Genomic DNA, 19,027 nt, shown 5'->3' with positions numbered 1-19,027 from the left:
GGGGGCTCCTAGGCGAGCAGGGACATGAGGTGCTTCACGAGGGTGATGAGTGCCTGCGCCGCGGACTGCTCGTCGCGTACGTCGCACTTGACGACCGGCGTCTCGGGCGAGAGGTTCAGCGCCTCGTGCACCTCCTCGAGCGGGTAGTCGACGGTGCCGTCGAAGTGGTTGACGCCGATGGCGTACGTCAGGCCGAACCGCTCCACGAGGTCGAGGACCGGGAACGACTCGTCCAGGCGCTCGGGGTCGACGAGGACCAGCGCGCCGAGGGCGCCCCGGGACAGCTCCTCCCACATCTCCTTGAACCGCTCCTGTCCGGGCGTGCCGAACAGGTAGAGGACGAGGGACTCGCTGAGGCTGAGGCGGCCGAAGTCCATGGCGACGGTCGTGGTCGTCTTGTCCGGCGTGCCCGAGAGGTCGTCGAAACCGACGCTGGCCTCGGTGATCTCCTCCTCGGTGCGCAGCGGCTCGATCTCGGAGAGGGCGCCGATGCAGGTGGTCTTCCCGACCCCGAAGTGCCCCACTATGAGGATCTTCACCGCATGGGAGACGTCTGGATCCAGGTACAAGAAGTCACGCTCCGAATCGGTTCTTCAGGCCATTGAGGACGGCGCTGACCAGTTCCCTGTCGACCCGTTCGGCGCGCGGTATGGGTTTTCTGACGAGGATCAGGCCGCTCTCCTCCAACTGCGCGAGCAGGATGCGTACGACGCCCAGCGGCAGGTGGGTGTGGCCGGCCACCTCGGCGACGGACAGGAATCCGTCGGCGACGAGGTCGACGACCGTGCGCGCCTCCGGGGAGAGTCCGCGCATGGCGGCCTCGCCGTCGCGGGCGGCGGTCACCAGGGCCGTGTGCTCGTACTGGTGCTCAGGGGGCAGGGCGCGCCCGTTCGTGATCACGAACAGGGGCACTAACGGGGCGGTGAGCTCGGGCCCCTCGTCCGGGTCCTCAGACATCAGCGGCTCCCCCGCCGTACGGCGACTGCGCGGTCAGGTCGGGCACCACCTCGTGCAGCCGCGTGGTGAACTCCTCGATGTCGCAGTCGTGTTCGGCGGCGGCGGCCAGGAAGGCCCCGCCACCTGCGGCGATCAGGAAGATCCAGCCGTGCGAGAACTCGATGACGGTCTGGCGCCACGCGGGCTCCTCGACGTCCCCCGCGAACTGGGCCGTCACCCGGCTGTAGGCGTGGATGCCGGTCATGGCGGCGGAGATGGTGTCCGCCATGTCCCGGGGCATCCCCGCGGTCGCCCCGATCGGCAGCCCGTCGCCGCCGAGCAGTACGGCGTGGCGGGCGCCGCGCACCTCGGCGACGGTCTTGTCGAGGGCGGGCAGCACGAACCCCGAGCCGCTGGTGGCCGAGTGCCGGGCCGCGTCGCCCCCGCTGTTCGCCGCGCTCTCGTCCGTCGGGACGCGTGGCGCCGAGGTGAGGTTGTTGCCGAGCCGGGCCACCAGGCGGTGCATGCGGAAGGAGATCTGCTGCATGTCCACGTCGGGCTCGGCCGCCGCGGCGAGGTAGGCGCCCTGGCCGGCCCCGATCAGGAAGATCCAGCCGTGCGAGAACTCGATGATCGTCTGGCTCCACTCGCCGTCCTTCGCCGGACCGGCGAAGTGGGCGGTGGCCCGGCTGAGGGACTGCATCCCGGCCATGGCGGCGGAGATGGTGGAGACGTCCTTGGCGTCCAGGCCCTCGGTCGCGCCGCGCGGCAGACCGTCGGCGGACAGCAGGACGGCGTGGCGCGCCCGGGGCACGTTCTGCACGATGTCCTGGAGCATCCAGGACAGGTCTGAGGTCATGCGTCTTCGGACCCTTCCGCCGGGGCCGCCTCAAGGTTGCGGCCCGACATCGTTCCCCGCTGGAAGGCGCCGAGGCTGCGGCCCGAGGTGCGCGGCACCTCCGTGGCGCCCCGGGGGCCGGGCCGGCCGGTCGCGGCGTCGGTCACGCTCGTGACCGGGGACTGGCGCGCTCCGCGCTTCGGCAGGCCGTGCACCGTCCGCCTCGGGGCGGGGGCGGGCCGCTCGTCCGCGGGACGCTGCTCGGCCTCGATGCGCGGCTCGGGCTGGCGGATCGGGCTGACCGCCGCCTCCCTCGGCTGCGCGGGCGCGTCGTCGGCCTGCGGGGGCGTCTCCTCCATGGTCCACAGCTCCTCGGGCAGCAGGACGACGGCGCGGACGCCGCCGTACCGGGAGACTCCGGTGACGTCCACCTTGAAGCCGTACTGACGGGCGATCAGGCCGATGACGGGGAAACCGAACTTCGGCTGGTTGCCCAGCTGCGACAGGCGGGGGACGTCGTTGCCGGAGAGCAGTGCGGTCGCCCGCTGCCGGTCCTCGTCGCTCATGCTGACACCGGCGTCGTCGATGACGATGCACAGGTTGTTCTGCACCCGCTGGAACGTCACCTCGATCGGGGCGTCCTGCTGGGAGAAGCTGGCAGCGTTGTCAAGCAGCTCCGCGACGGCGAGCGCCACGGGTGCGACGGCCGACGCCTTCAGCGCGAGGCCGGTCTGCTGCATGATGGCGACCCGGTTGAAGTTGCGGATCTGGCCCTGGGCGCTGCGGACCACGTCGTAGACGCTGGCGGGCCGTGAGCGGCGGCCGAGCGGGGCGCCGCACATCACGGCGATGCCCTGCGCCTTGCGCGCCATCTGGGCGTTGGCGTGGTTGACGTCGAGCAGGTCGCTGAGGACGGCGTGCCCTCCGTACCTGCGCTGGATGCTGTCGAGCAGCGTCGTCTGCTCGGCCGCGAGGCTCTGCAGGAAGCTGGCGGCGCCCTTGAGGACGGCCTTGGTGTTCTCCTCGGCGGCTTCCTTCGCCTCCAGGATCGCACCGTCGCGCTCGTCCCAGATGCGCTGCAACTCGACGCGGGACACGTGCAATTGACTGTTCAGGGTGGACAACTGCTGGCGCAGCTCCGCCTCGGTCTGCTTCTTCTTCGCCGCGAGGGCTCTACTGCGGGCGGTGAGTGCCACAACAGCGGCGATGGATATCGCGGCTATCGCAACCAGGCACCACACAAGTGCGTCTCGTGTCATGGAAACCTTTCTCGGCGCATGGCATGCAGTGAGCGACAGATGCACGTCGTCGGGGCCCACGCCACGGCCCGGGACACCGCCCGGCAGGCGAGGCACATGTGGGGGCCGCGTCGCAAGGCGGCGCGCGGGACGAGTGGATCAAGATCGCGGATGCCGGGATGCTATCACCGTGATCACGGCTCGGAATCCGCGCGGAGACGTCCCCTCGGACGCCCCCGCATCCCCGTGCTGACAGCGCCGAAAGCCCTGCTGAGCCCTGGGTTGGGACCTCGCCGCTCCCCCTCTCCACCAGGCGTGATGTCCGCATTTCAACAGAACGTCAACGGGCGTTCGAATACCCCGCTCACTAGATGAACACCTAGGGAATTGCCCGCGGCGCGCGGTGTCGGCGCGGACGGGCCGCATGACCCGAGGGACTGTTTTCAGCCACCGGACGATCAGAAGTTGGCCAAAATCTACAACCGTGTAGATGCGGTGGGTCGGGGGTGTGACGGCCACCGTCGACTGCCGACGGAACCGTGCACCGGATCTTCACAGGCGCGGTGTTGCGGGGTGCCCCGGCCGGCGGGGGGAGGCACCGGCCCGGCGTTGCCCACACCCGCACCGTCCCCCGGGGGCCCGCCGTACCCCCGTACTGCGGTTGCCCCCACCCCCGAGTGGCCAGCCACCCCGAGTGACCGGGTGCGGGCGGCTGCCTAGCGTTGCGGCATGTCCGAGTTTCTGATCACCGCGAGTCCGGTCGTCGCACGCCTGCGCAGACGTGCCGGCGTGGGGGCGTTGCTGGCGGCTCTCGTCGTGCCGCTCGCGCCCGTTGCCGCGCAGGCCGCCGAGGTCGCGCCGCGTACTGCTACTGCTACTGCCTGCGGTTCGCACGGCGAGTTGCGTCAGGCGTTGCGCACGCTCGTCGATCGCGATCGGATCACCGGGGCCGCGGTCCTGGTCACCGACGCCGACGCTGGCGCGCCGTGCGGGACCCATGCCGAGGCCGTCGGGACGGCGGACCGGGTCACCGGGCGCCCCATGAACGCGGCCGACCGATTACGCGCGGGCAGCGTCACGAAGACGTTCACCGCGACGGTCGTCCTGCAACTCGCCGCCGAGCACCGGCTCACGCTGGACGCGCCCGTCGACCGCTATCTGCCCGGCATGATCCGGCGCAACGGCCACGACGGCCGCCGCATCACCGTACGGCAACTGCTGCGCCACACCAGCGGCCTGCCCGACTACCTCGAAGCCCCGGAGTGGGAGCACCCCGAGCGCCTGCGGTACCGCCACTTCGAGCCGCGCGAACTCGTCGACCGGGCCCTGGACCTGCCCCGCCCGGACCGCACGTGGCACTACGCCACCACCAACTACCTCCTCGCGGGCCTGATCATCGCCAAGGTCACCGGCCGCTCCCCCGAGGCGGAGATCACCCGCCGCGTGATCCGCCCCCTCGGCCTGCGCGACACGTACTGGCCCGGCGACGACACCCGCATACAAGGCCCGCACTCCCGCTCCTACTTCACCGCCGAGGACGGCCGCCTCGTCGACGGCACCGCCTGGAACACGACGTTCGGCGGAGTCGGCGGCGCGCTGATCTCCACGCCCGCCGACCTGACGAGGTTCGGCACCGCACTCCTCGGCGGCCGTCTGCTGCCCCCGGCCCAACTGGCCGAGATGCGCGACACCGTGGCCGCCGACCCCGACCGGCTCTGGCCCGGCGCCCGGTACGGCCTCGGCCTGATCGCCTCCCCGCTGCGCTGCGGCGGCCGGTGGTGGGGGCATGCGGGGACCGTGCCCGGCGGCCACCGGGCGCTGACCGCCGTGGGCCCCGGCGGACGAAGTGTCGCCGTCGCGCTCAACCAAGTACCGGACACGCTCCAGGCCGAACTCGACTTCCTGGACGTCGTCCAGGCGGCCTTCTGCGAGAACCCGCCATCCAGCCGAACGACGCGCTCCACCGAAGGGAAGCACCAGTGACGCGCTCAGCCCACCCTCCGCACACCCCCGCGAGGACAGCGAGAAAAGCGGCCCTCGGCCTCGCCGCCACCGCCCTCGCCCTGACCGCCCTGCCCGCCACGACCGCCCAGGCCCACGCCGCCTCCGACCCCCTCGCCCGCTACCACCACCAGCGCCTCGACTGGAAGAGCTGCGTGCTCGGCGCCGACGACGCGACCGACAAGGAGCTGGAACAGGCGGGCGCCGAGTGCGCCGACGTGACCGTACCGCTCAGCTACGACGCGCCTCGCGGCCGTACGATCACCGTCGCCGTCTCCCGGATCCGCGCCACCGACACCGCCCACCGCGTCGGCCCGCTGCTGCTCAACGGCGGCGCGGCCCCGGCGGGCACAGACGATCGGACGCCCTTGCAAAGCCTGGGCGACCTGGGTCGCAAGCGTACGTCGCCGCACGCTACGACGTGTTGGGCGTGGACCCGCGCTTCGTCGGCCGCTCCACCCCGCTGGACTGCCGGTGGCCGACCGGCTCCGCGTTCCGCGGCGCGGGCGCCGACCGCGCCGGTTCGACCGCATGGCGGCCTTCTCCGGCGACCTCGCCGACCGCTGCCGCCGGCACGCCGGTGACGTCCTGCCGACGCCACCACTCGCAACCACCGCCCCGGACATGGACGTCATCCGCGACCGCGCTCGCGAGCGGCGCATCTCCTACCTCGGGTACTCGTACGGCAGTTACCTCGCCAGGTGTACGCGAGCATGTTCCCCGGCCGGCACCGACCGCGTCGTCCTGGACGGTGTCATCGACCGGACGCCTACGGCCCGAGCTCCTCCAGGGCGCCGGAAGGCCAATCGGCACGCCTTGGAGGATGGGCCTCGTGGGCCGCCCGTCCGCGACGCGGCTATGGCTGGCCGCACCCGTGGCGTCGCCGCCAACCTCTGGCCTCGCAACACGCGTGGACGAACACATACTCCCTCTCATCCTCTTCAACGGGCTCTCGCAGGACAACGACGCGCCTACGGGACTCGCCAGGGCGTCCAGACCTGCGGCGCGCGCGACGGCAGCGCGTGACGCCTCCCCCTGGCTCGCCGGTGTCCTCGCCTTCGAGCTGACCGCGCCGACTCCGCCTCCGCGTACGGCATGTGCAGGACCGCGATCCTGGCGGGACGCCGCCGCCGGGAACCGGAGGTCTACTGGCGCGACGTACAACGGGCACGCGCGCGTGACGCCTTGTTCGGCCCCGTCACCGCCAACCTCAACCCGTGCGCCTTCTGGGACGCGCCCCGCGAACGCCCGACCGCCATCAGGGCCGACCTGCCCGCCCTCCTGGTCAACGCCACGGGCGACCCCCGCACCACCTACGACGGCGCCGCGGCGGTGCGCCGGGCATGGCCCTCCTCCCGCCTGGTCACCTTGCGCGGCGCCGACCAGCACGCGGTGTTCGGCGTCTACGGTTCCGCGTGCGCCGACGCCGCGGTCAACAGCTACCTGGCCACCGGCAGGCTGCCGCACAAGGACGTGAGCTGCGCCGGGCGCGGACGGTGAGCCTTACCGGGTGCGGACGCTGAGCCCACGGACGCTGAGCCCACGCGCCTTGTCCTGAGCGGGCGCGCCCCGGGATGATCGGCGATCATGCGAATCGAGGAACTCAACGCCGCCGAGCGCCGGTTGTGGCGCTCCTTCGCCCGGGGCGAGACCGTGGACGTGGCCCAGGAGGAGCCGGGCGTACGGGCGGAGGTCGTCGCGGCGCTGTTGCTGGGCGACGGCGAAGGCCCCGCCCCGGGTGAGCGCCCGGCGCTCCGCCTGACCGGCGCCACGGTCACCGGAACCCTGGACCTGCGGTTCGCGGAGATCACGGCGCCGGTCGTCCTCGACGCGTGCCGTCTCGACGCCGCGCCGCTGTTCCAGGGCGCCCGGACCCGCGACCTGGTCCTCACCGACTGCACCCTGCCCGGTCTCGCCGCCGGGTCGGCACAGATCGACGGCCGGCTCGTGCTGGCCCGCTCGCGCCTGAGCGGGCCGCTCGTGGTCGGCCGCGCCCAGATCCACGGCGACCTCGACCTCCGCGACACGGCCGTCACCGCTCCGGGCACCGAGGCGATCTCGGCGGTCCGCCTCACCGTGGGCGGCGACGTCCTGGGCACCGGTCTCGCCGTCCGGGGCGGGTTCCGCCTCTCCGGCGCCGTCATCGCGGGCGAGTTCGACCTCGAAGGCGCCTCCCTCCGCAACCCGGGCGGCCATGCCCTCGACGCCTACCACGTCCAGACCGGCGAGGACTTCACCTGCCACCCGGGGTTCAGCGCCGAGGGCCGCGTCATCCTCTCCGGCGCGACGGTCGCGGCGGCGATCGGCTTCTGCGGCGCCCGTCTGTCCCACCCCGGCGACATCGCCCTGGAGGCCGTCGACGTCCACGTCACCCGCAACCTCGACCTCGGTGTCGGTCTCACCGTCGACGGCGGCGTGCGGCTCGACGGCGCCCACATCGGTACGCGGCTCAGCCTCCACGACGCCGTACTCAGGAATCCGGGAGGCACCGCCCTCTCCCTCCGACTGACCCAGGCCCGCGAGACCGACCTGCGGACCCGGGTGCCAGCCGTCGGCACCGTCGACGCGAGCAACGCACACCTCGGCACCGTCCACGACACCCCGGCCACCTGGCCCGCCGACCTGCGCCTCGCCGACACCACCTACGACGCGCTCGCCTCCCCGCTCCCGGCCACCGAGCGCCTCGCCTGGCTGCGGCGCGGCGCCACCGGCTACCTCCCCCAGCCCTACGAGCAGCTCGCCGCCTCCTACCGGCGCCTCGGCCACGAGGACGAAGCCCGCACCGTCCTCCTCGCCAAGCAGCGTCACCGCCGCTCCCAGCTCACCCCGCTCACCCGCCTGTGGGGCCACCTCCAGGACGTCACCGTCGGCTACGGCTACCGCCCGCTGCGTGCCGGACTGTGGCTCATGGCTCTGCTGGCCGCCGGGGCGCTCTTCTTCCACCTGCGTCCGCCCGCGCCGCTCGAAGCCGCGAAAGCGCCGCCCTTCAACGCTCTCGCCTACACCCTCGACCTCCTCGTGCCCCTCACCGCCTTCGGCCAGGAGAGCGCCTACGCCGCGCACGGCGCCGGGCAGTGGCTCGCCTACGCCCTGACCGTGGCCGGCTGGGTCCTCGCGACCACGGCCGCCACCGGCGTCACGCGTGCGCTCGCCCGCTCCTGACACCCCTCGCGGGCGCGGGTCACACGTGTGAGAGGGCGAACGAGACCAGGAACCCGCACACGGTCACCAGGCCGATCGCGAGGTGTGCCTCCTCGAACGCCTCCGGGATCATCGTGTCGGCCACCATGGCGAGGATCGCGCCCGCGGCCACGGCCGTCACAGCGGCGATCACGGCCGGGGAGAACGCGCCGATCACCGCATAGCCCAGGACGGCGGAGACCGTGCTCGCCGCCGCGATCGCCGCCCACACCCCGAACACGTATGCCTTGCCGCGTCCGGCCCGTTTCATACCCGCCGAACTCGAAAGGCCCTCGGGCACGTTGCTGATGAAGACCGCCGCCACGGTCACCAGGCTCACCGCCCCGCCCTGGAGAAGGCTGACGCCGATGACCGCCGACTCCGGCACACCGTCGAGGAGCGCGCCGAGCGCCAGCGCCGTCCCTGACCCGCTCTGCTCCTCCTCCCCCGGCTGCGACGGGCCCCGCCCGCTCCCCGAGCGTTTGCGGTGCCGGGCCCCGCGCCGCGCGAGCCACACGTTGCCGAGCGTGTAGGCACCGGCCCCGGCGAGCGTGCCGATCGCGGCGGGGCCGAGCCCGCCTTCCCCGTACGCCTCGTCCACCAGCTCGAAGGAGACCGCGGAGAGCAGCACCCCGGCGCCGAACGCCATCACCGTCGCGATCACCTTCTGCGGGATCCGCACCCCGTACCCGAGCACCGCGCCCACCAGCAACGCCGAGCCGCCCACCAGCCCCCACAGTCCCGCCTGCACCACTTCACTCATGCGGCTACCGGTACCCGGAGCGCGGCCGTGATCACAGCACCCGCCTGTGTTCGTCGGCGGCGAATCCGGTCGTGCGCCGTGCTCCGCGACTGCGACGGTGTACAGATGAGGACGAAACCCGACGGCCGCCCCGTCCCGCCCCCACACGCCGACGAGCGCACCACGCTTCAGGCGTGGCTGGACTTCCACCGCGCGACGCTGACCCTCAAGTGCTCAGGACTGAGCGAACAGCTCGACGGAGTCACCGGGGCATGACCGGATTGCGGGCCACGGCCTTGAGGAACGTACGGAGAAAGACCCCTCCGGGCTGCGTCGCGCGGACCACAGCAAGCCCGAAGCAGAAAGGCTGACGCATGCTCACGCTGGCGCGGATCGCCGAGGAGCCCGGGCTCCTGACGCGTCATCTGCCGGTTCCTGCTGGCTGCGACCTCGTCTTCCGCCCGCTCGCACACGCCGACTCGGCACATCTCGCGGAGTTCCTGCGCGCCCTGTCCTCCGCGTCGAGAAGGTTCATCGGCTTCGACGGGTACGACCTCGCGGCAGCGCGGGAGTTGTGCGACGCGATCGCGCGCTACGACAAACTCCGGCTGGTGCTCGAGGAGACGGCGTCGCACCGTATCGTCGGCCTGCTCGAGTTCAGCCTCGACCTGACTCCCTCCGACATCTCCCGCTACCGGGACGCGGGTGTCCACCTCGCCGCGACCGACTGCCGTTTCGGCCTCGCCCTGGCCGACGACTACCAGGACCGGGGCGTCGGAAGCCTCGTCCTCCCCCTCGTCACAGAGGTCGCACGGCTGCTCGGCAGGGCGAGGATCATCCTGTGGGGCGGCGTCCGCGCCGACAACGCGCGCGCCATCCGCTACTACGAGAAGAACGGCTTCCGCCCGCTCGGCTCCTTCACCGAACCGGACGGCTCACGATCGCTCGACATGCTGCTGGAGTTGCACCGACCCGGGCAACAGGTGTCCGGTGTTCGGAAGCCGGCGGAGGTCAGGCGCCCGCCCGGCGCTTCCGGAACGCCGCGACCCGCGCCCGGTTCTGGCAGGTGACCGAGCAGAAGCGGCGTCGGCCGGCGGGTGACCGGTCGAGGTAGACGTCGGCGCAATGACCGCCGGTGCAGATGCCGATACGGGCGAAGCCGCGCTCGGCGAGGAATCGACGCAGGGTGATCGCCGCCGCCGCGGGCAGGGCGTCAGCGAGGGTGTCGACGCTCCATGCGGCGCTCAGGGTCCCGGTGGCCTGCGTCGCCACGACCGGGCGCACGCCCGTCCCGGTCAGCAGACGCGTCAACTCCCGTGCGCACGCCTTCTCGTCACGGGCGGCGAAGACCACGTGCAGCCGGTCCGCCGCGTCCGTGAGCGTCTGCACCGTCAGCGCGGAGGCCACGCGCGGGGGCAGGCCGAGGCGGGGCGCGATGTCGGTCACGGGGTGATGCGGAGCGTCCCCCCGGCCGTCCTCCTGGCGTGGCAGCGTGCCCCAGCCGTTGACGAGGTCCGTCAGGGCATCGGGGTCGAGTTCCGTGAGAGAGACGGCCATGGATGTCAGCGTAACGCTTTGGGGCTTGTTTACACGTTGCGCAGCCACACCGCATCCGTAACGTAATGGAGTGCAGATAAGCGTTACTCCGTCGAACGCCGCCCATTGCACTCCGCACACGGAACGCCGAACGCGGGAGGTTGCCGTGCTGGACCTGTCCCTGCTGCCCGCCTACCTGGCCGCGGTCGCGGTCATCACCATCGCCCCGGGGCCCGACGCCGCATACATCGTGGCGGTGGCACTCGAACGCGGCCCGCGGGCCGGCCTCGTCTCCGCCTCCGGGATGGCCCTGGGCATGGCGGTGCACGTGACCGCCGCCGCCCTCGGACTCGCCGTCCTCCTGCGCACCACACCCGCCGCGCTGCTCCTGGTGGAACTGGCCGGCGGCCTCTATCTCGGGTGGCTGGCGGTGACCACGATCCGGTCGGCCCGGGCGGCGCCCACAGCGGCCTTCCGTCAGCCGCCCGCACGCCGGGTTCTGCACCGGGCCGTCGTCACCAACCTGCTCAACCCGAAGATCGTGCTGTTCTTCGCCGCTTTCCTGCCGCGCTTCACCAACCCTGAGCAGGGGCCGCTGTGGCTTCAGTTGCTGGCTCTCGGGATGATCTTCCTGGTGGTCGGGCTCGTCTGGGACAGCGCCATCGGCCTGTGCGCCGGCCGGCTGGGGCAAGGGCTGGTACGCGGGCGCCGTACGGCCGTGCTCGTGAATGCCGTCGCCGGAATCACCTTCGCCGCGCTGGCGGCCCTCCTGCTGGAGGACGTGCTGACCACCGTCATCCCATAACGCTGAGCGGTCGGCCAGTCACTGGAAAAGGTGCCGGTGAGCCTCGCTCCACGCCAGCTTCTCCTCAAGCTCCCGCACGTACCCCTCGGCCACCCACGTCGCCTGCGGTTCGAGCCCGGCGGCAGCGAGGCGGCGTACGCGGTCGATGTTCTCGCGCTGCCGGTCGACGACCGCGTCCACGATGCCGTCGGTGGAGGTCAGCCCGTAGGCGGTGCAGAACTGTTCCAGGCGTCGGCGCCGGTCGGGCGGTTCCGGGTAGCTCAGCCAGCGAACGCACTCCACGTCGTCACGGAACGGCGCGACGAACTCCAGGGCGTAGGCGACGTCGTCCAGCCGTGCCCCGGGGCGGGCGAAGTCGAAGTCGATGAGGCCGACCGCGCGCCGCTCGCACCAGACCACGTTCCACGGGCCGAAGTCGCCGTGCGTGACGACGTCTCCGGCGGGGGGCTCCGTCCCGCCGGGCGCCCAGACCGCGTCGTCGGGCGGGACGAAGTCCTGGGTGGCGTCGTGGTAGTCGCGCAGGAGCCGGGCGAAGGCGGTCAGACCGTCGTCCGTCCGGACCTCGGCCCAGCCCGACGGACCTGACGCACCGTCGATGTGCCCGAGCATCTCCCGGCCCTGCTCGTCGATGCCCAGGAAGCGCGGAGCGCGGGAGAAGCCCACCGCTTCGAGGTGGCGCAGCAGCGCGTGCACCGTTTCGCTCCAGGGCTGTACGGGGCGGCGAACGGTGTCGCCGACCCGTACGACCTGCCGGTGCGCGTCGTCCTGCAGCACGTCCTCGGTCGTCACGCGCACGAGGCTAGGCACCGGTACGGGCCTGGGCAAAAGGTTATGCGCCGACAAGGAGCGTCGCAGGTAGGGGAGTTCATGCCTCCGGCCCCACGACGGACAGGTCCCGCAGGCACTCGGCCGACTCCACGATCGTCGTCGTGGCGGGGCGCGGGCGCCAGCCGAGTTCGTCACGGGCCCGGTCGTTGTGGATGACCGGGCGCGGGAGGTCATCGCCGGGGGCCTCCTGCCGGGGAGCGCGGGCGGCGAGCGGGCCGAGCCGGTCGCGCAGGATCCCGGCCAGTTCGACGAAGCTGAGCGTCGGCCCGTCGGCGACGGCCAGGTACCGGCGCCCCGCGGCCTCGGGCGCGGCCATCGCACGCAGATGGAGATCGGCCACGTCCCGTACGTCGACGATGCCGAAACGTGCGCGGGGAGCGACGCCCATCGTCCCGTCCAGCATCGCTTTGATCAGCTGCATGGAGGAGCCGAGGGCCGGCGTCAGGGTGGGGCCGAAGATGCCCGTGGGGTTGAGCACGACGAGTTCCATGGCACCGCCCTCACGGTCCGCCCAGTCCCAGGCGGCACGCTCGGCGATCGTCTTCGAGCGGGGGTAGGGGGCGAGCCCGGGTGTGTCGGGGTCGGTCCAGTCGGCCTCGGTGAACTCGGCGCCGGGCTTGGGCGTGTAGCCGACCGCGGCGAACGACGAGGTCAGCACGGTGCGCCGGGCCCCTGCGTCGCGGGCGGCGCGCAGCACGCGCAGCGTGCCCTCGCGGGCGGGCACGATCAGCTCGTCGGGGTCGTCGGGCTGGATGGCGGGAATCGGCGAGGCCACGTGGTGGACCTCCTCGCACCCGGCGAGCGCGGCGGCCCAGCCGTCGTCGGCCAGCAGGTGTGCCGCGACGATCTCCAGGCCGGTGTCGTCGGCGCCGCCCCGGCGCACCGCGGCCCGCACCTCCGCCTCGCGGTCGAGCGAACGCACTGTCGTACGGACGTCCCTGCCGGACCTAAGCAGCGCCGCGACCAGCCGGCTGCCGAGGTAACCGGATCCGCCGGTGACCAGGACCGGGCTCATCGGGCCACCTCCAGCCGCTGCGCCGCGGCGAGGGAACGCCGGGTGGCCTCGGCCTCCGCCACGGCGTCGCCGCGTTCGCGGGCGTCCCACAGCGCGGCCTTCTCGCGCAGGTAGGCGAGGCGGGCGTGCTGGGCGGCGATCTCCGCCTCGACGCGGTCGGCGTGCCGCAGCAGCAGATCGCGCTGCTCGGCCGCGGCGGAGTGTCCCCGGGTCCGGTTGCCCTGGTAGGTCCGCATGTCCTCGATGCTCATGCCGACCGCCCGCAGGCAGGCCAGCGCCTGCAGCTCGTCGAGGTCCCGCTCCGCGTACCGGCGGTGTCCGCTGCGCTCGTCGCGGTCGACCGGGCCGATCAGGCCGATCTCCTCGTAGTAGCGCAGGGTCGGTTCGCTCAGCCCGCTGCGCCGGGCCACGTCCTGGATGGAGAAGGCGGTTGCTGTCATGGGGGGAGCGAAACACACCTCAAGCGCTTGAAGGCAAATGTGGGGGATGCGGCGGAGGTGCGGCCCGCGGGGTGCACTACCGAACGTTCTCCCTCACCTCCTGGTACGGTGCAGAGCATGAGCGCGAGCACACCGACCCGGAACACCGGGAGCCCATCGGAGGCGCGGTCCCGCCTGCTCGACACGGCCACCCGGATCTTCTACGCGGAGGGCATCCACTCCGTCGGCGTGGACCGGATCGTCGCGGAGGCCCAGGTCACTCGCGCCACTCTGTACCGGCACTTCAAGGGCAAGGAAGAGTTGATCGTCGCCTATCTGCAGCGGGCCGATCACGGGCTGCGCGCGCAGGTGAGCGCCGTCCGGGCACAGGGGCTGACGGCGGCCGACACCGTCCGGGCCGTCGGTCGCGCCATCGCCGACAGCATCGAGTCCCCCGGGTTCCGGGGGTGCGCGTTCCTGAATGCGGCGGCCGAGTACCCCGACCCGGCCCACCCGGTCCACCGGGCCGTGCTGGCCCACCGCCAGTGGTTTCTGGAGACCGCCACGCAGTTGCTGACCCAGGCAGGTTGCGCGCCCGCCGACGCGACGGGCCGCCACTTCGTCATGCTCCGCGACGGCGCCATGGCCGCCGGCTGCCTGACCGACCCGGCAATGGTCACCGAGACGTTCCTCCGGGGCGTGGACGGCATCCTGGCACGGACGACTTCGTAGGCCGGACGCGTCACGCCACGTCACGCCACGTCACGCCACCTCACGCCGCTCACTTGTCATGCAAGTGAGCACTTGCCTATGGTGGAGACATGGCCGATGACCTTTTCAAAGCTTTGGCCGATCCCACCCGTCGCGCCCTCCTCGACGAACTCGCCGAGCGATCGGGGCAGACCCTGTTCGAGCTCTGCGCACGCCTGGCGATGAAGCACCGGCTCAGCATGTCGCGCCAGGCGGTCTCCCAGCATTTGGCGGTACTGGAGGCCGCCGGGTTCGTCGAGAGCAGGCGGGAGGGGCGCTACAAGTTCCACGACCTGAACACGGCCCCGCTGCGACAGATCACCGAGCGCTGGCCTCTCCCCGGGACCAGCGCCGGACCAGAGCCCACCGAACCACAGGAGAGCGCACCGTGAAGATCCACCTCACCAGCATCTTCGTCGACGACCAGGCGAAGGCCCTGGCCTTCTACACCGATGTCCTCGGCTTCGTGAAGAAGCACGACGTGCCCGTAGGCGAACAGGACCGGTGGCTGACCGTCGTCTCCCCCGACGAGCCCCAGGGCACGGAACTCCTCCTCGAACCCGCCGGCCACCCGGCGGCCCGCACCTACCGCGACAGGACGGCATCCCGCTCGCCCAGTTCGCCGTCGACGACGTCCACGCCGAGTACGAGCGCCTGCGCGACCTCGGCGTGCGCTTCACCCAAGAACCCCTGGAAATGGGCGGCGTCACCAGTGCCGTACTCGACGACACATGCGGCAACCTGATCCAGATCGCGACGGAACCGAAGTAGCGGCGGGCGCGCGGGCCAGGGGGCTGTTCAGGTTCAGCGCAGTGAGTGCCGCCGGTAGCGCGAGTCCGGCGGTCCGAGGGTCAGCTCGTTCTCGTCGAGGGCGTTGGCGATGGTCAGGCGGTCATGGAGGAAGCGGAAGCTGACGGCGAGTGTCCCCTGCGCGACGTCTCTTCCGCTCCACTCGAGCAGCTCCACGTCCTGCAAGGTCCGACGGCTCAGGGCGAGCAGTCCGGTATCGGCGTCGGCCCGCCATTGGAGCTCGCATCCCGGCCACACCACCGGTCGGGCGGGGTCCACCGTGTTCCAGGTGAGCGAGAGATCGTCGAACTTCTGGTGGTTGATCTCGACCTGTTCCCCGGAGAACTCGAGCAGGACCGGACAGTCGCGGAACCACGCGTCGTCCTCCATGTCCCAGACCTGCCATACGCGGGTCAGCGGCCGGCCGACGAGCGCACGCAACCGACGGCCGTGGTTCGCCATGACGGAGGAGCGGTCCTGCGCCCATCGCGGCCGGTATCCCTCGATCCCGAAATTGAACATGCCGGGATCCTCTCAGGGCTCGGTCCACCCCCATGCACCCGTACGGGTGATCAGCCAGATCCACGTTCGGACAGGGGGGCGGGGGTCGTCGCCGTCGGAGCGGGCATCACTCGGGCAGCGCCAGTCACGGATCACGGCGAGGAGCCCCCCACATGCTTCACGGCCTCGACATCAGCGCGTACCAGCCGCCTTCCTACGAGACCGACGACCAGTCGTTCGTGTTCATCAAAGCGACCGAGGGCCGCAAGTACACCAACCCCCACCTCGAAGCCCAGACAAGGACGGGCCGCCGGGCCAAGTTGGTCGTGGGCTACTACCACTTCCTGTGGCCGGGTCGTATCCGCGCCCAGGTCCGGCACTTCCTGTCCGCGATTCCCGACACGGCCGGCGACATCCTGGCCGTGGACTGGGAGGCCACCGGCAACGGCAGCCACGCCTCCAGCAAGGAGAAGGACTACTTCATCCGCAGGCTGAAGAAGCAGCGGCCGCACCAGCGCGTCGTCCTCTACACGAACCGCGACTTCTGGCTGAACAGCGACACCGCCTCCTACGCCGGCGACGGCCTCTGGATCGCCGACTACGTCACCGCGGGCGAACCCCGCATCCAGGCCGACTGGCTCTTCCACCAGTACACTTCCCACCCCCACGACAAGAACGTGGCCCACTTCCCGAACCACGCCGCCTTGCGCCACTGGGCGGACGGCGCCTGAGCCGAGCCTGCGTTCCCCTCCAAGACTGCCTGGCGGCCGCCTAGGCGGAGGGCGAGTCCCTCGCTACGGGGACGGCCGCTTGTTACGGGGACGGCCGCTCGGCTACGGGGCCCCCTGACACACCCCCAGCACCATCCGGGAACATGAAGCATGCTTCCCGATGGCTGGCACCTCGCCCACGACGTCGACGACTTCCTCGCCCGAGCCGGGAAGTTCCTGCGTTCGCGCCCCGCCCTGCACAACACTGCGCTGACCGACATCGAGAAACTCCGCGCGGATGCCTCGCCGTTCGAGATGCCCGATATCGCCGGTGCCCCGCTGTTCGGCCGGCTTGAGGCAGGCGGCGAGGTCGTGCGGTCCTCTACCTCACTCCGCGCGGCCGTCTCGGCCTCACCCCGCTCACCCCCGAGCGGACGCACACCCTCGCGGCACACCTGTCGGGTCTCGGCCACACCCCCGCCTACGTCATCGCCGACGAGGACACCGCCGACACCTTCGCCGAGGCCTGGCGGCACCACACGGGCGCGGCGCCGACACGTTTCTGGCGCACACACCTCTACCGGCTCGGCACACTCACCCCGTCCAGGCGGCGGCCCGAGGGGCGGGGGCGCGTCGCGGGCGCGGCGGATCGGGAGCAAGTCGTGCGCTGGTGCCGGGAGTTCAGCGTCGAGGTCGGTGAGCAGTTCTCCATCGACCTGATCGACGCCGGACACTGGGACGCGTCCCGCTTCGGCGACCGGCACTTCACCTTCTGGGAGACCCCGGACGGCACCCCCGTCGCCATGGCCGCGGCGACCTCGGTCACCGGCGGCATGGTCCGGGTGGACCCCGTCTACACCCCGGCCCACTTCCGCGGCCGCGGCTACGCCGGAGCCGTCACGGTGGAGACCAGCCGCGCCGCCCTCACCGCGGGCGCCACGGACGTCGTCCTCTTCACGGACCCCGGTAACCCGACCAGCAACGCGCTCTACCAACGCCTCGGCTACGCCCACATCGCGGACTTCGCCGGGTACCGCTTCGACTACCCCGACTATCCGGAAGCGGTGCCCCCGTTCAACGTATGACGTGGGTCATTGCCACCCGCACCCGCCGCAGCGCCGCTCGCAGGTGGGCGTGGGCGGTGACCCTGTCGCCGTGCTGGAACACCTGGATGCCTATGACCAGGTGGTGGAGGGCGTCGGCGGGCAGGTCGTCGACGGTGCCGTGCACGAGGTACGCGGCGTTCGCGGGAGAGCGGCGTGCCAACGCCATCAGGGCGACGTCGGAGATGTCCAGGCCCGTCAGGTCCAGGCCCATCCGCGGATGGTGGCACGGCCGGGGGCCGCCCCTCCATCCGTACCGCACACGTGGCGTGGCATCAGGTTCGCGCCCGCGTACGTGACTGCTCGTCCAGCGCCGCCCTTTCCGGTCCGGTCCGGTCCGGTCCGGTCCGGTCCGGTTCGCGTCGCGTCCTCGTCGTGCGGCCCGCCAGGTGTGAACGAAACGTGACGGGGCATGCGGATGCGCGCCACCGTCTCCGCTCCTACCTGGAGAAACCCATGTCTGTCAGCACCGCGGCCCCCGCCGCCGAACCCGCCTCCGGGAGATCTCGTACCGATCGGACGCAGCGGCTGCGACGTCGGATGGAACGTCTCATCGGCGTGGCCGCCACCGAGGGGAACAAGCTGACGCCCCTGCGCAACGGCGACGAGATCTTCCCCGCCATGCTGCGGGCGATCCGTGAGGCGCGGCACACGGTCGACATGATGACGTTCGTCTACTGGAAGGGCGACATAGCGCGGGAGTTCGCCCAGGTGCTCGCCGAGCGTGCGAGCGCCGGCGTGCGCGTCCGGCTGCTGCTCGACGCGTTCGGCAGCCGCACCATCGAACGGGACCTGCTCGACCTGATGGACGAGGCGGGTGTCGACGTCGCCTGGTTCCGCAAGCCCCTGCTGCTGTCCCCGTTCAAGCAGAACCACCGCTGCCACCGCAAGGTGCTCGTCGTCGATGAGGTGACCGCGTTCACCGGGGGCGTCGGCATCGCCGAGGAGTGGTGCGGGGACGCCCGCGGGCCGCACGAATGGCGCGACACGCACGTCAAGGTGGAGGGCCCGGCCGTCGACGGGATCTGCGCCGCCTTCGCCCAGAACTGGGCCGAGTGCCACGACGAGCTCTTCGACGAGCGCGACCGGTTCATCGAGCACGAGCCGAAGGGCGACTCGGTCGTGCAGGTGGTGCGCGGGTCGGCCAGCATCGGCTGGCAGGACATCCAGACGCTGCTGCGGGCGACGATCGAGTCCGCCGAGGAGCGGCTGCGCCTGGCCACCGCCTACTTCTCACCCGACGACCACTTCGTCGAGCTGCTCTGCACCGCCGCGCGCCGTGGTGTCGAGGTCGAACTCCTCGTACCGGGGCCGCACACCGACAAGCAGATCAGCCGGATCGCCGGACGCCACCACTACCACAAGCTGCTCGAGTGCGGGGTGAGCGTGCGCGAGTACCAGCGGACGATGCTGCACTGCAAGATCGTCACGGTGGACGGCACCGCGTCGCTCATCGGCTCGGCCAACCTCAACCGCCGCTCCCTCGACCACGATGAGGAAGTGATGCTCGCCGTGCTGGACCCGGAGTTCACCGCCGCCCTCGACGCGGACTACGAGAACGATGTCACCCACAGTGTGAAGGTCGACCCCGCCCGCTGGGCGAAGCGTCCGCTGGGGTTCCGCGCCGCCGAGGTCG

General features: G+C 71.6%; 22 protein-coding genes and 2 pseudogenes. 13 read left to right on the top strand and 11 right to left on the bottom strand.

Features of this window, described 5'->3' with window-relative positions; translation table 11 throughout:
* Positions 1–8: 8 nt before the first annotated feature.
* The 4 genes from N5I75_RS04350 to N5I75_RS04335 are packed head-to-tail and all read right to left on the bottom strand — an operon-like array spanning position 9 to position 3,033.
* Positions 9–569, bottom strand: coding sequence for a GTP-binding protein (locus N5I75_RS04350; RefSeq protein WP_394428115.1), 561 nt, complete (start codon positions 567–569; stop codon positions 9–11).
* 4 nt (positions 570–573) lie between these two features.
* Complete coding sequence (locus N5I75_RS04345; protein ID WP_476674447.1) at positions 574–957, bottom strand: DUF742 domain-containing protein; 384 nt, start codon at positions 955–957, stop codon at positions 574–576.
* A complete protein-coding gene (locus N5I75_RS04340; protein WP_476674445.1) occupies positions 950–1,795 on the bottom strand; it encodes a roadblock/LC7 domain-containing protein in 846 nt (281 codons plus the stop codon). The genes N5I75_RS04345 and N5I75_RS04340 overlap by 8 nt, the downstream gene beginning before the upstream one ends.
* On the bottom strand, positions 1,792–3,033 hold the full coding sequence (locus tag N5I75_RS04335) for an ATP-binding protein (RefSeq protein ID WP_476674443.1): 1,242 nt from the start codon (positions 3,031–3,033) through the stop codon (positions 1,792–1,794). Before N5I75_RS04335 ends, N5I75_RS04340 begins: the two co-directional genes overlap by 4 nt.
* A gap of 708 nt (positions 3,034–3,741) precedes the next feature.
* On the opposite strand from N5I75_RS04335, the gene N5I75_RS04330 reads away from it, so the two are divergent.
* The 4 genes from N5I75_RS04330 to N5I75_RS04315 all read left to right on the top strand — a co-directional run bounded on the left by N5I75_RS04330 (position 3,742) and on the right by N5I75_RS04315 (position 8,175).
* On the top strand, positions 3,742–4,995 hold the full coding sequence (locus N5I75_RS04330) for a serine hydrolase domain-containing protein (protein ID WP_476674441.1): 1,254 nt from the start codon (positions 3,742–3,744) through the stop codon (positions 4,993–4,995).
* On the top strand, positions 4,992–5,597 hold the full coding sequence (locus N5I75_RS04325) for a hypothetical protein (protein WP_476674439.1): 606 nt from the start codon (positions 4,992–4,994) through the stop codon (positions 5,595–5,597). The genes N5I75_RS04330 and N5I75_RS04325 overlap by 4 nt, the downstream gene beginning before the upstream one ends.
* Before the next feature lie 511 nt (positions 5,598–6,108).
* Positions 6,109–6,513, top strand: a complete 405-nt coding sequence (locus N5I75_RS04320; RefSeq protein ID WP_476674437.1) for an alpha/beta hydrolase — start codon at positions 6,109–6,111, stop codon at positions 6,511–6,513.
* 87 nt (positions 6,514–6,600) lie between these two features.
* Positions 6,601–8,175 carry an oxidoreductase gene (locus N5I75_RS04315; protein WP_476674435.1) on the top strand — a complete coding sequence of 525 codons (1,575 nt, stop codon included), beginning with the start codon at positions 6,601–6,603 and terminating at the stop codon, positions 8,173–8,175.
* Between the two features lie 19 nt (positions 8,176–8,194).
* Here N5I75_RS04315 and N5I75_RS04310 read toward each other — a convergent pair whose 3' ends face one another.
* A complete protein-coding gene (locus N5I75_RS04310) occupies positions 8,195–8,956 on the bottom strand; it encodes a ZIP family metal transporter (RefSeq protein ID WP_476674433.1) in 762 nt (253 codons plus the stop codon).
* Between the two features lie 105 nt (positions 8,957–9,061).
* Between N5I75_RS04310 and N5I75_RS04305 the strand changes: the two genes are divergently transcribed.
* Positions 9,062–9,211, top strand: coding sequence for a hypothetical protein (locus N5I75_RS04305; RefSeq protein ID WP_476674431.1), 150 nt, complete (start codon positions 9,062–9,064; stop codon positions 9,209–9,211).
* A gap of 98 nt (positions 9,212–9,309) precedes the next feature.
* Positions 9,310–10,005 carry a GNAT family N-acetyltransferase gene (locus N5I75_RS04300; RefSeq protein WP_476674429.1) on the top strand — a complete coding sequence of 232 codons (696 nt, stop codon included), beginning with the start codon at positions 9,310–9,312 and terminating at the stop codon, positions 10,003–10,005.
* Here N5I75_RS04300 and N5I75_RS04295 read toward each other — a convergent pair.
* Entirely contained in the window at positions 9,947–10,492 is a 546-nt protein-coding gene (locus N5I75_RS04295) for a CGNR zinc finger domain-containing protein (protein ID WP_476674427.1), read from the bottom strand. The genes N5I75_RS04300 and N5I75_RS04295 overlap by 59 nt on opposite strands.
* Positions 10,493–10,637: 145 nt before the next feature.
* On the opposite strand from N5I75_RS04295, the gene N5I75_RS04290 reads away from it, so the two are divergent.
* On the top strand, positions 10,638–11,276 hold the full coding sequence (locus N5I75_RS04290) for a LysE family translocator (protein WP_476674425.1): 639 nt from the start codon (positions 10,638–10,640) through the stop codon (positions 11,274–11,276).
* Between the two features lie 18 nt (positions 11,277–11,294).
* On the opposite strand, the gene N5I75_RS04285 is transcribed toward N5I75_RS04290, so the two are convergent.
* The 3 genes from N5I75_RS04285 to N5I75_RS04275 are packed head-to-tail and all read right to left on the bottom strand — an operon-like array spanning position 11,295 to position 13,559.
* On the bottom strand, positions 11,295–12,239 hold the full coding sequence (locus N5I75_RS04285; RefSeq protein WP_476674423.1) for a phosphotransferase: 945 nt from the start codon (positions 12,237–12,239) through the stop codon (positions 11,295–11,297).
* The gene (locus tag N5I75_RS04280; protein WP_476674421.1) at positions 12,142–13,119 is read right to left on the bottom strand and encodes an NAD-dependent epimerase/dehydratase family protein; all 978 of its coding nucleotides are present in this window, start codon (positions 13,117–13,119) and stop codon (positions 12,142–12,144) included. Before N5I75_RS04280 ends, N5I75_RS04285 begins: the two co-directional genes overlap by 98 nt.
* A complete protein-coding gene (locus N5I75_RS04275; RefSeq protein WP_476674419.1) occupies positions 13,116–13,559 on the bottom strand; it encodes a MerR family transcriptional regulator in 444 nt (147 codons plus the stop codon). Before N5I75_RS04275 ends, N5I75_RS04280 begins: the two co-directional genes overlap by 4 nt.
* A gap of 117 nt (positions 13,560–13,676) precedes the next feature.
* Between N5I75_RS04275 and N5I75_RS04270 the strand changes: the two genes are divergently transcribed.
* From N5I75_RS04270 to N5I75_RS04260, 3 genes and pseudogenes are all read left to right on the top strand, one after another.
* Positions 13,677–14,270 (top strand): TetR/AcrR family transcriptional regulator, encoded by a 594-nt coding sequence (locus N5I75_RS04270; protein WP_476674417.1) that lies wholly within the window; start codon positions 13,677–13,679, stop codon positions 14,268–14,270.
* Between the two features lie 89 nt (positions 14,271–14,359).
* A complete protein-coding gene (locus tag N5I75_RS04265) occupies positions 14,360–14,680 on the top strand; it encodes an ArsR/SmtB family transcription factor (protein ID WP_476674415.1) in 321 nt (106 codons plus the stop codon).
* Positions 14,677–15,059 (top strand): annotated as a pseudogene (locus N5I75_RS04260) (VOC family protein). Before N5I75_RS04265 ends, N5I75_RS04260 begins: the two are co-directional and overlap by 4 nt.
* A gap of 33 nt (positions 15,060–15,092) precedes the next feature.
* On the opposite strand, the gene N5I75_RS04255 reads toward N5I75_RS04260, so the two are convergent.
* Positions 15,093–15,599 carry a hypothetical protein gene (locus tag N5I75_RS04255; protein ID WP_476674413.1) on the bottom strand — a complete coding sequence of 169 codons (507 nt, stop codon included), beginning with the start codon at positions 15,597–15,599 and terminating at the stop codon, positions 15,093–15,095.
* A gap of 152 nt (positions 15,600–15,751) precedes the next feature.
* On the opposite strand from N5I75_RS04255, the gene N5I75_RS04250 reads away from it, so the two are divergent.
* On the top strand, positions 15,752–16,309 hold the full coding sequence (locus tag N5I75_RS04250) for a GH25 family lysozyme (RefSeq protein WP_476674411.1): 558 nt from the start codon (positions 15,752–15,754) through the stop codon (positions 16,307–16,309).
* 150 nt (positions 16,310–16,459) lie between these two features.
* Positions 16,460–17,373, top strand: a pseudogene (locus N5I75_RS04245) (GNAT family N-acetyltransferase).
* Here N5I75_RS04245 and N5I75_RS04240 read toward each other — a convergent pair.
* The gene (locus N5I75_RS04240) at positions 17,363–17,605 is read right to left on the bottom strand and encodes a class I SAM-dependent methyltransferase (RefSeq protein WP_476674409.1); all 243 of its coding nucleotides are present in this window, start codon (positions 17,603–17,605) and stop codon (positions 17,363–17,365) included. The pseudogene N5I75_RS04245 and the gene N5I75_RS04240 sit on opposite strands and share 11 nt — an antisense overlap.
* 242 nt (positions 17,606–17,847) lie before the next feature.
* Between N5I75_RS04240 and N5I75_RS04235 the strand changes: the two genes are divergently transcribed.
* On the top strand, positions 17,848–19,027 hold a 1,180-nt coding region (locus N5I75_RS04235), incomplete at its 3' end, for a phospholipase D-like domain-containing protein (RefSeq protein ID WP_476674407.1).

Source organism: Streptomyces sp. R818, from assembly GCF_056172735.1.
Note: the sequence above shows the minus strand (reverse complement) of the source record. Positions and strands in the feature narration are given on the sequence as shown.

Bases quoted from the DNA above. Each gene is read 5' to 3' on its own strand.
- N5I75_RS04340 (WP_476674445.1), bottom strand. From the start codon at position 1,795: ATGACCTCAGACCTGTCCTGGATGCTCCAGGACATCGTGCAGAACGTG.
- N5I75_RS04320 (WP_476674437.1), top strand. From the start codon at position 6,109: ATGTGCAGGACCGCGATCCTGGCGGGACGCCGCCGCCGGGAACCGGAG.
- N5I75_RS04305 (WP_476674431.1), top strand. From the start codon at position 9,062: ATGAGGACGAAACCCGACGGCCGCCCCGTCCCGCCCCCACACGCCGAC.
- N5I75_RS04310 (WP_476674433.1), bottom strand. From the start codon at position 8,956: ATGAGTGAAGTGGTGCAGGCGGGACTGTGGGGGCTGGTGGGCGGCTCG.
- N5I75_RS04270 (WP_476674417.1), top strand. From the start codon at position 13,677: ATGAGCGCGAGCACACCGACCCGGAACACCGGGAGCCCATCGGAGGCG.
- N5I75_RS04300 (WP_476674429.1), top strand. From the start codon at position 9,310: ATGCTCACGCTGGCGCGGATCGCCGAGGAGCCCGGGCTCCTGACGCGT.
- N5I75_RS04295 (WP_476674427.1), bottom strand. From the start codon at position 10,492: ATGGCCGTCTCTCTCACGGAACTCGACCCCGATGCCCTGACGGACCTC.
- N5I75_RS04240 (WP_476674409.1), bottom strand. From the start codon at position 17,605: ATGGGCCTGGACCTGACGGGCCTGGACATCTCCGACGTCGCCCTGATG.
- N5I75_RS04315 (WP_476674435.1), top strand. From the start codon at position 6,601: ATGCGAATCGAGGAACTCAACGCCGCCGAGCGCCGGTTGTGGCGCTCC.
- N5I75_RS04265 (WP_476674415.1), top strand. From the start codon at position 14,360: ATGGCCGATGACCTTTTCAAAGCTTTGGCCGATCCCACCCGTCGCGCC.
- N5I75_RS04275 (WP_476674419.1), bottom strand. From the start codon at position 13,559: ATGACAGCAACCGCCTTCTCCATCCAGGACGTGGCCCGGCGCAGCGGG.
- N5I75_RS04330 (WP_476674441.1), top strand. From the start codon at position 3,742: ATGTCCGAGTTTCTGATCACCGCGAGTCCGGTCGTCGCACGCCTGCGC.
- N5I75_RS04255 (WP_476674413.1), bottom strand. From the start codon at position 15,599: ATGTTCAATTTCGGGATCGAGGGATACCGGCCGCGATGGGCGCAGGAC.
- N5I75_RS04250 (WP_476674411.1), top strand. From the start codon at position 15,752: ATGCTTCACGGCCTCGACATCAGCGCGTACCAGCCGCCTTCCTACGAG.
- N5I75_RS04335 (WP_476674443.1), bottom strand. From the start codon at position 3,033: ATGACACGAGACGCACTTGTGTGGTGCCTGGTTGCGATAGCCGCGATA.
- N5I75_RS04280 (WP_476674421.1), bottom strand. From the start codon at position 13,119: ATGAGCCCGGTCCTGGTCACCGGCGGATCCGGTTACCTCGGCAGCCGG.
- N5I75_RS04345 (WP_476674447.1), bottom strand. From the start codon at position 957: ATGTCTGAGGACCCGGACGAGGGGCCCGAGCTCACCGCCCCGTTAGTG.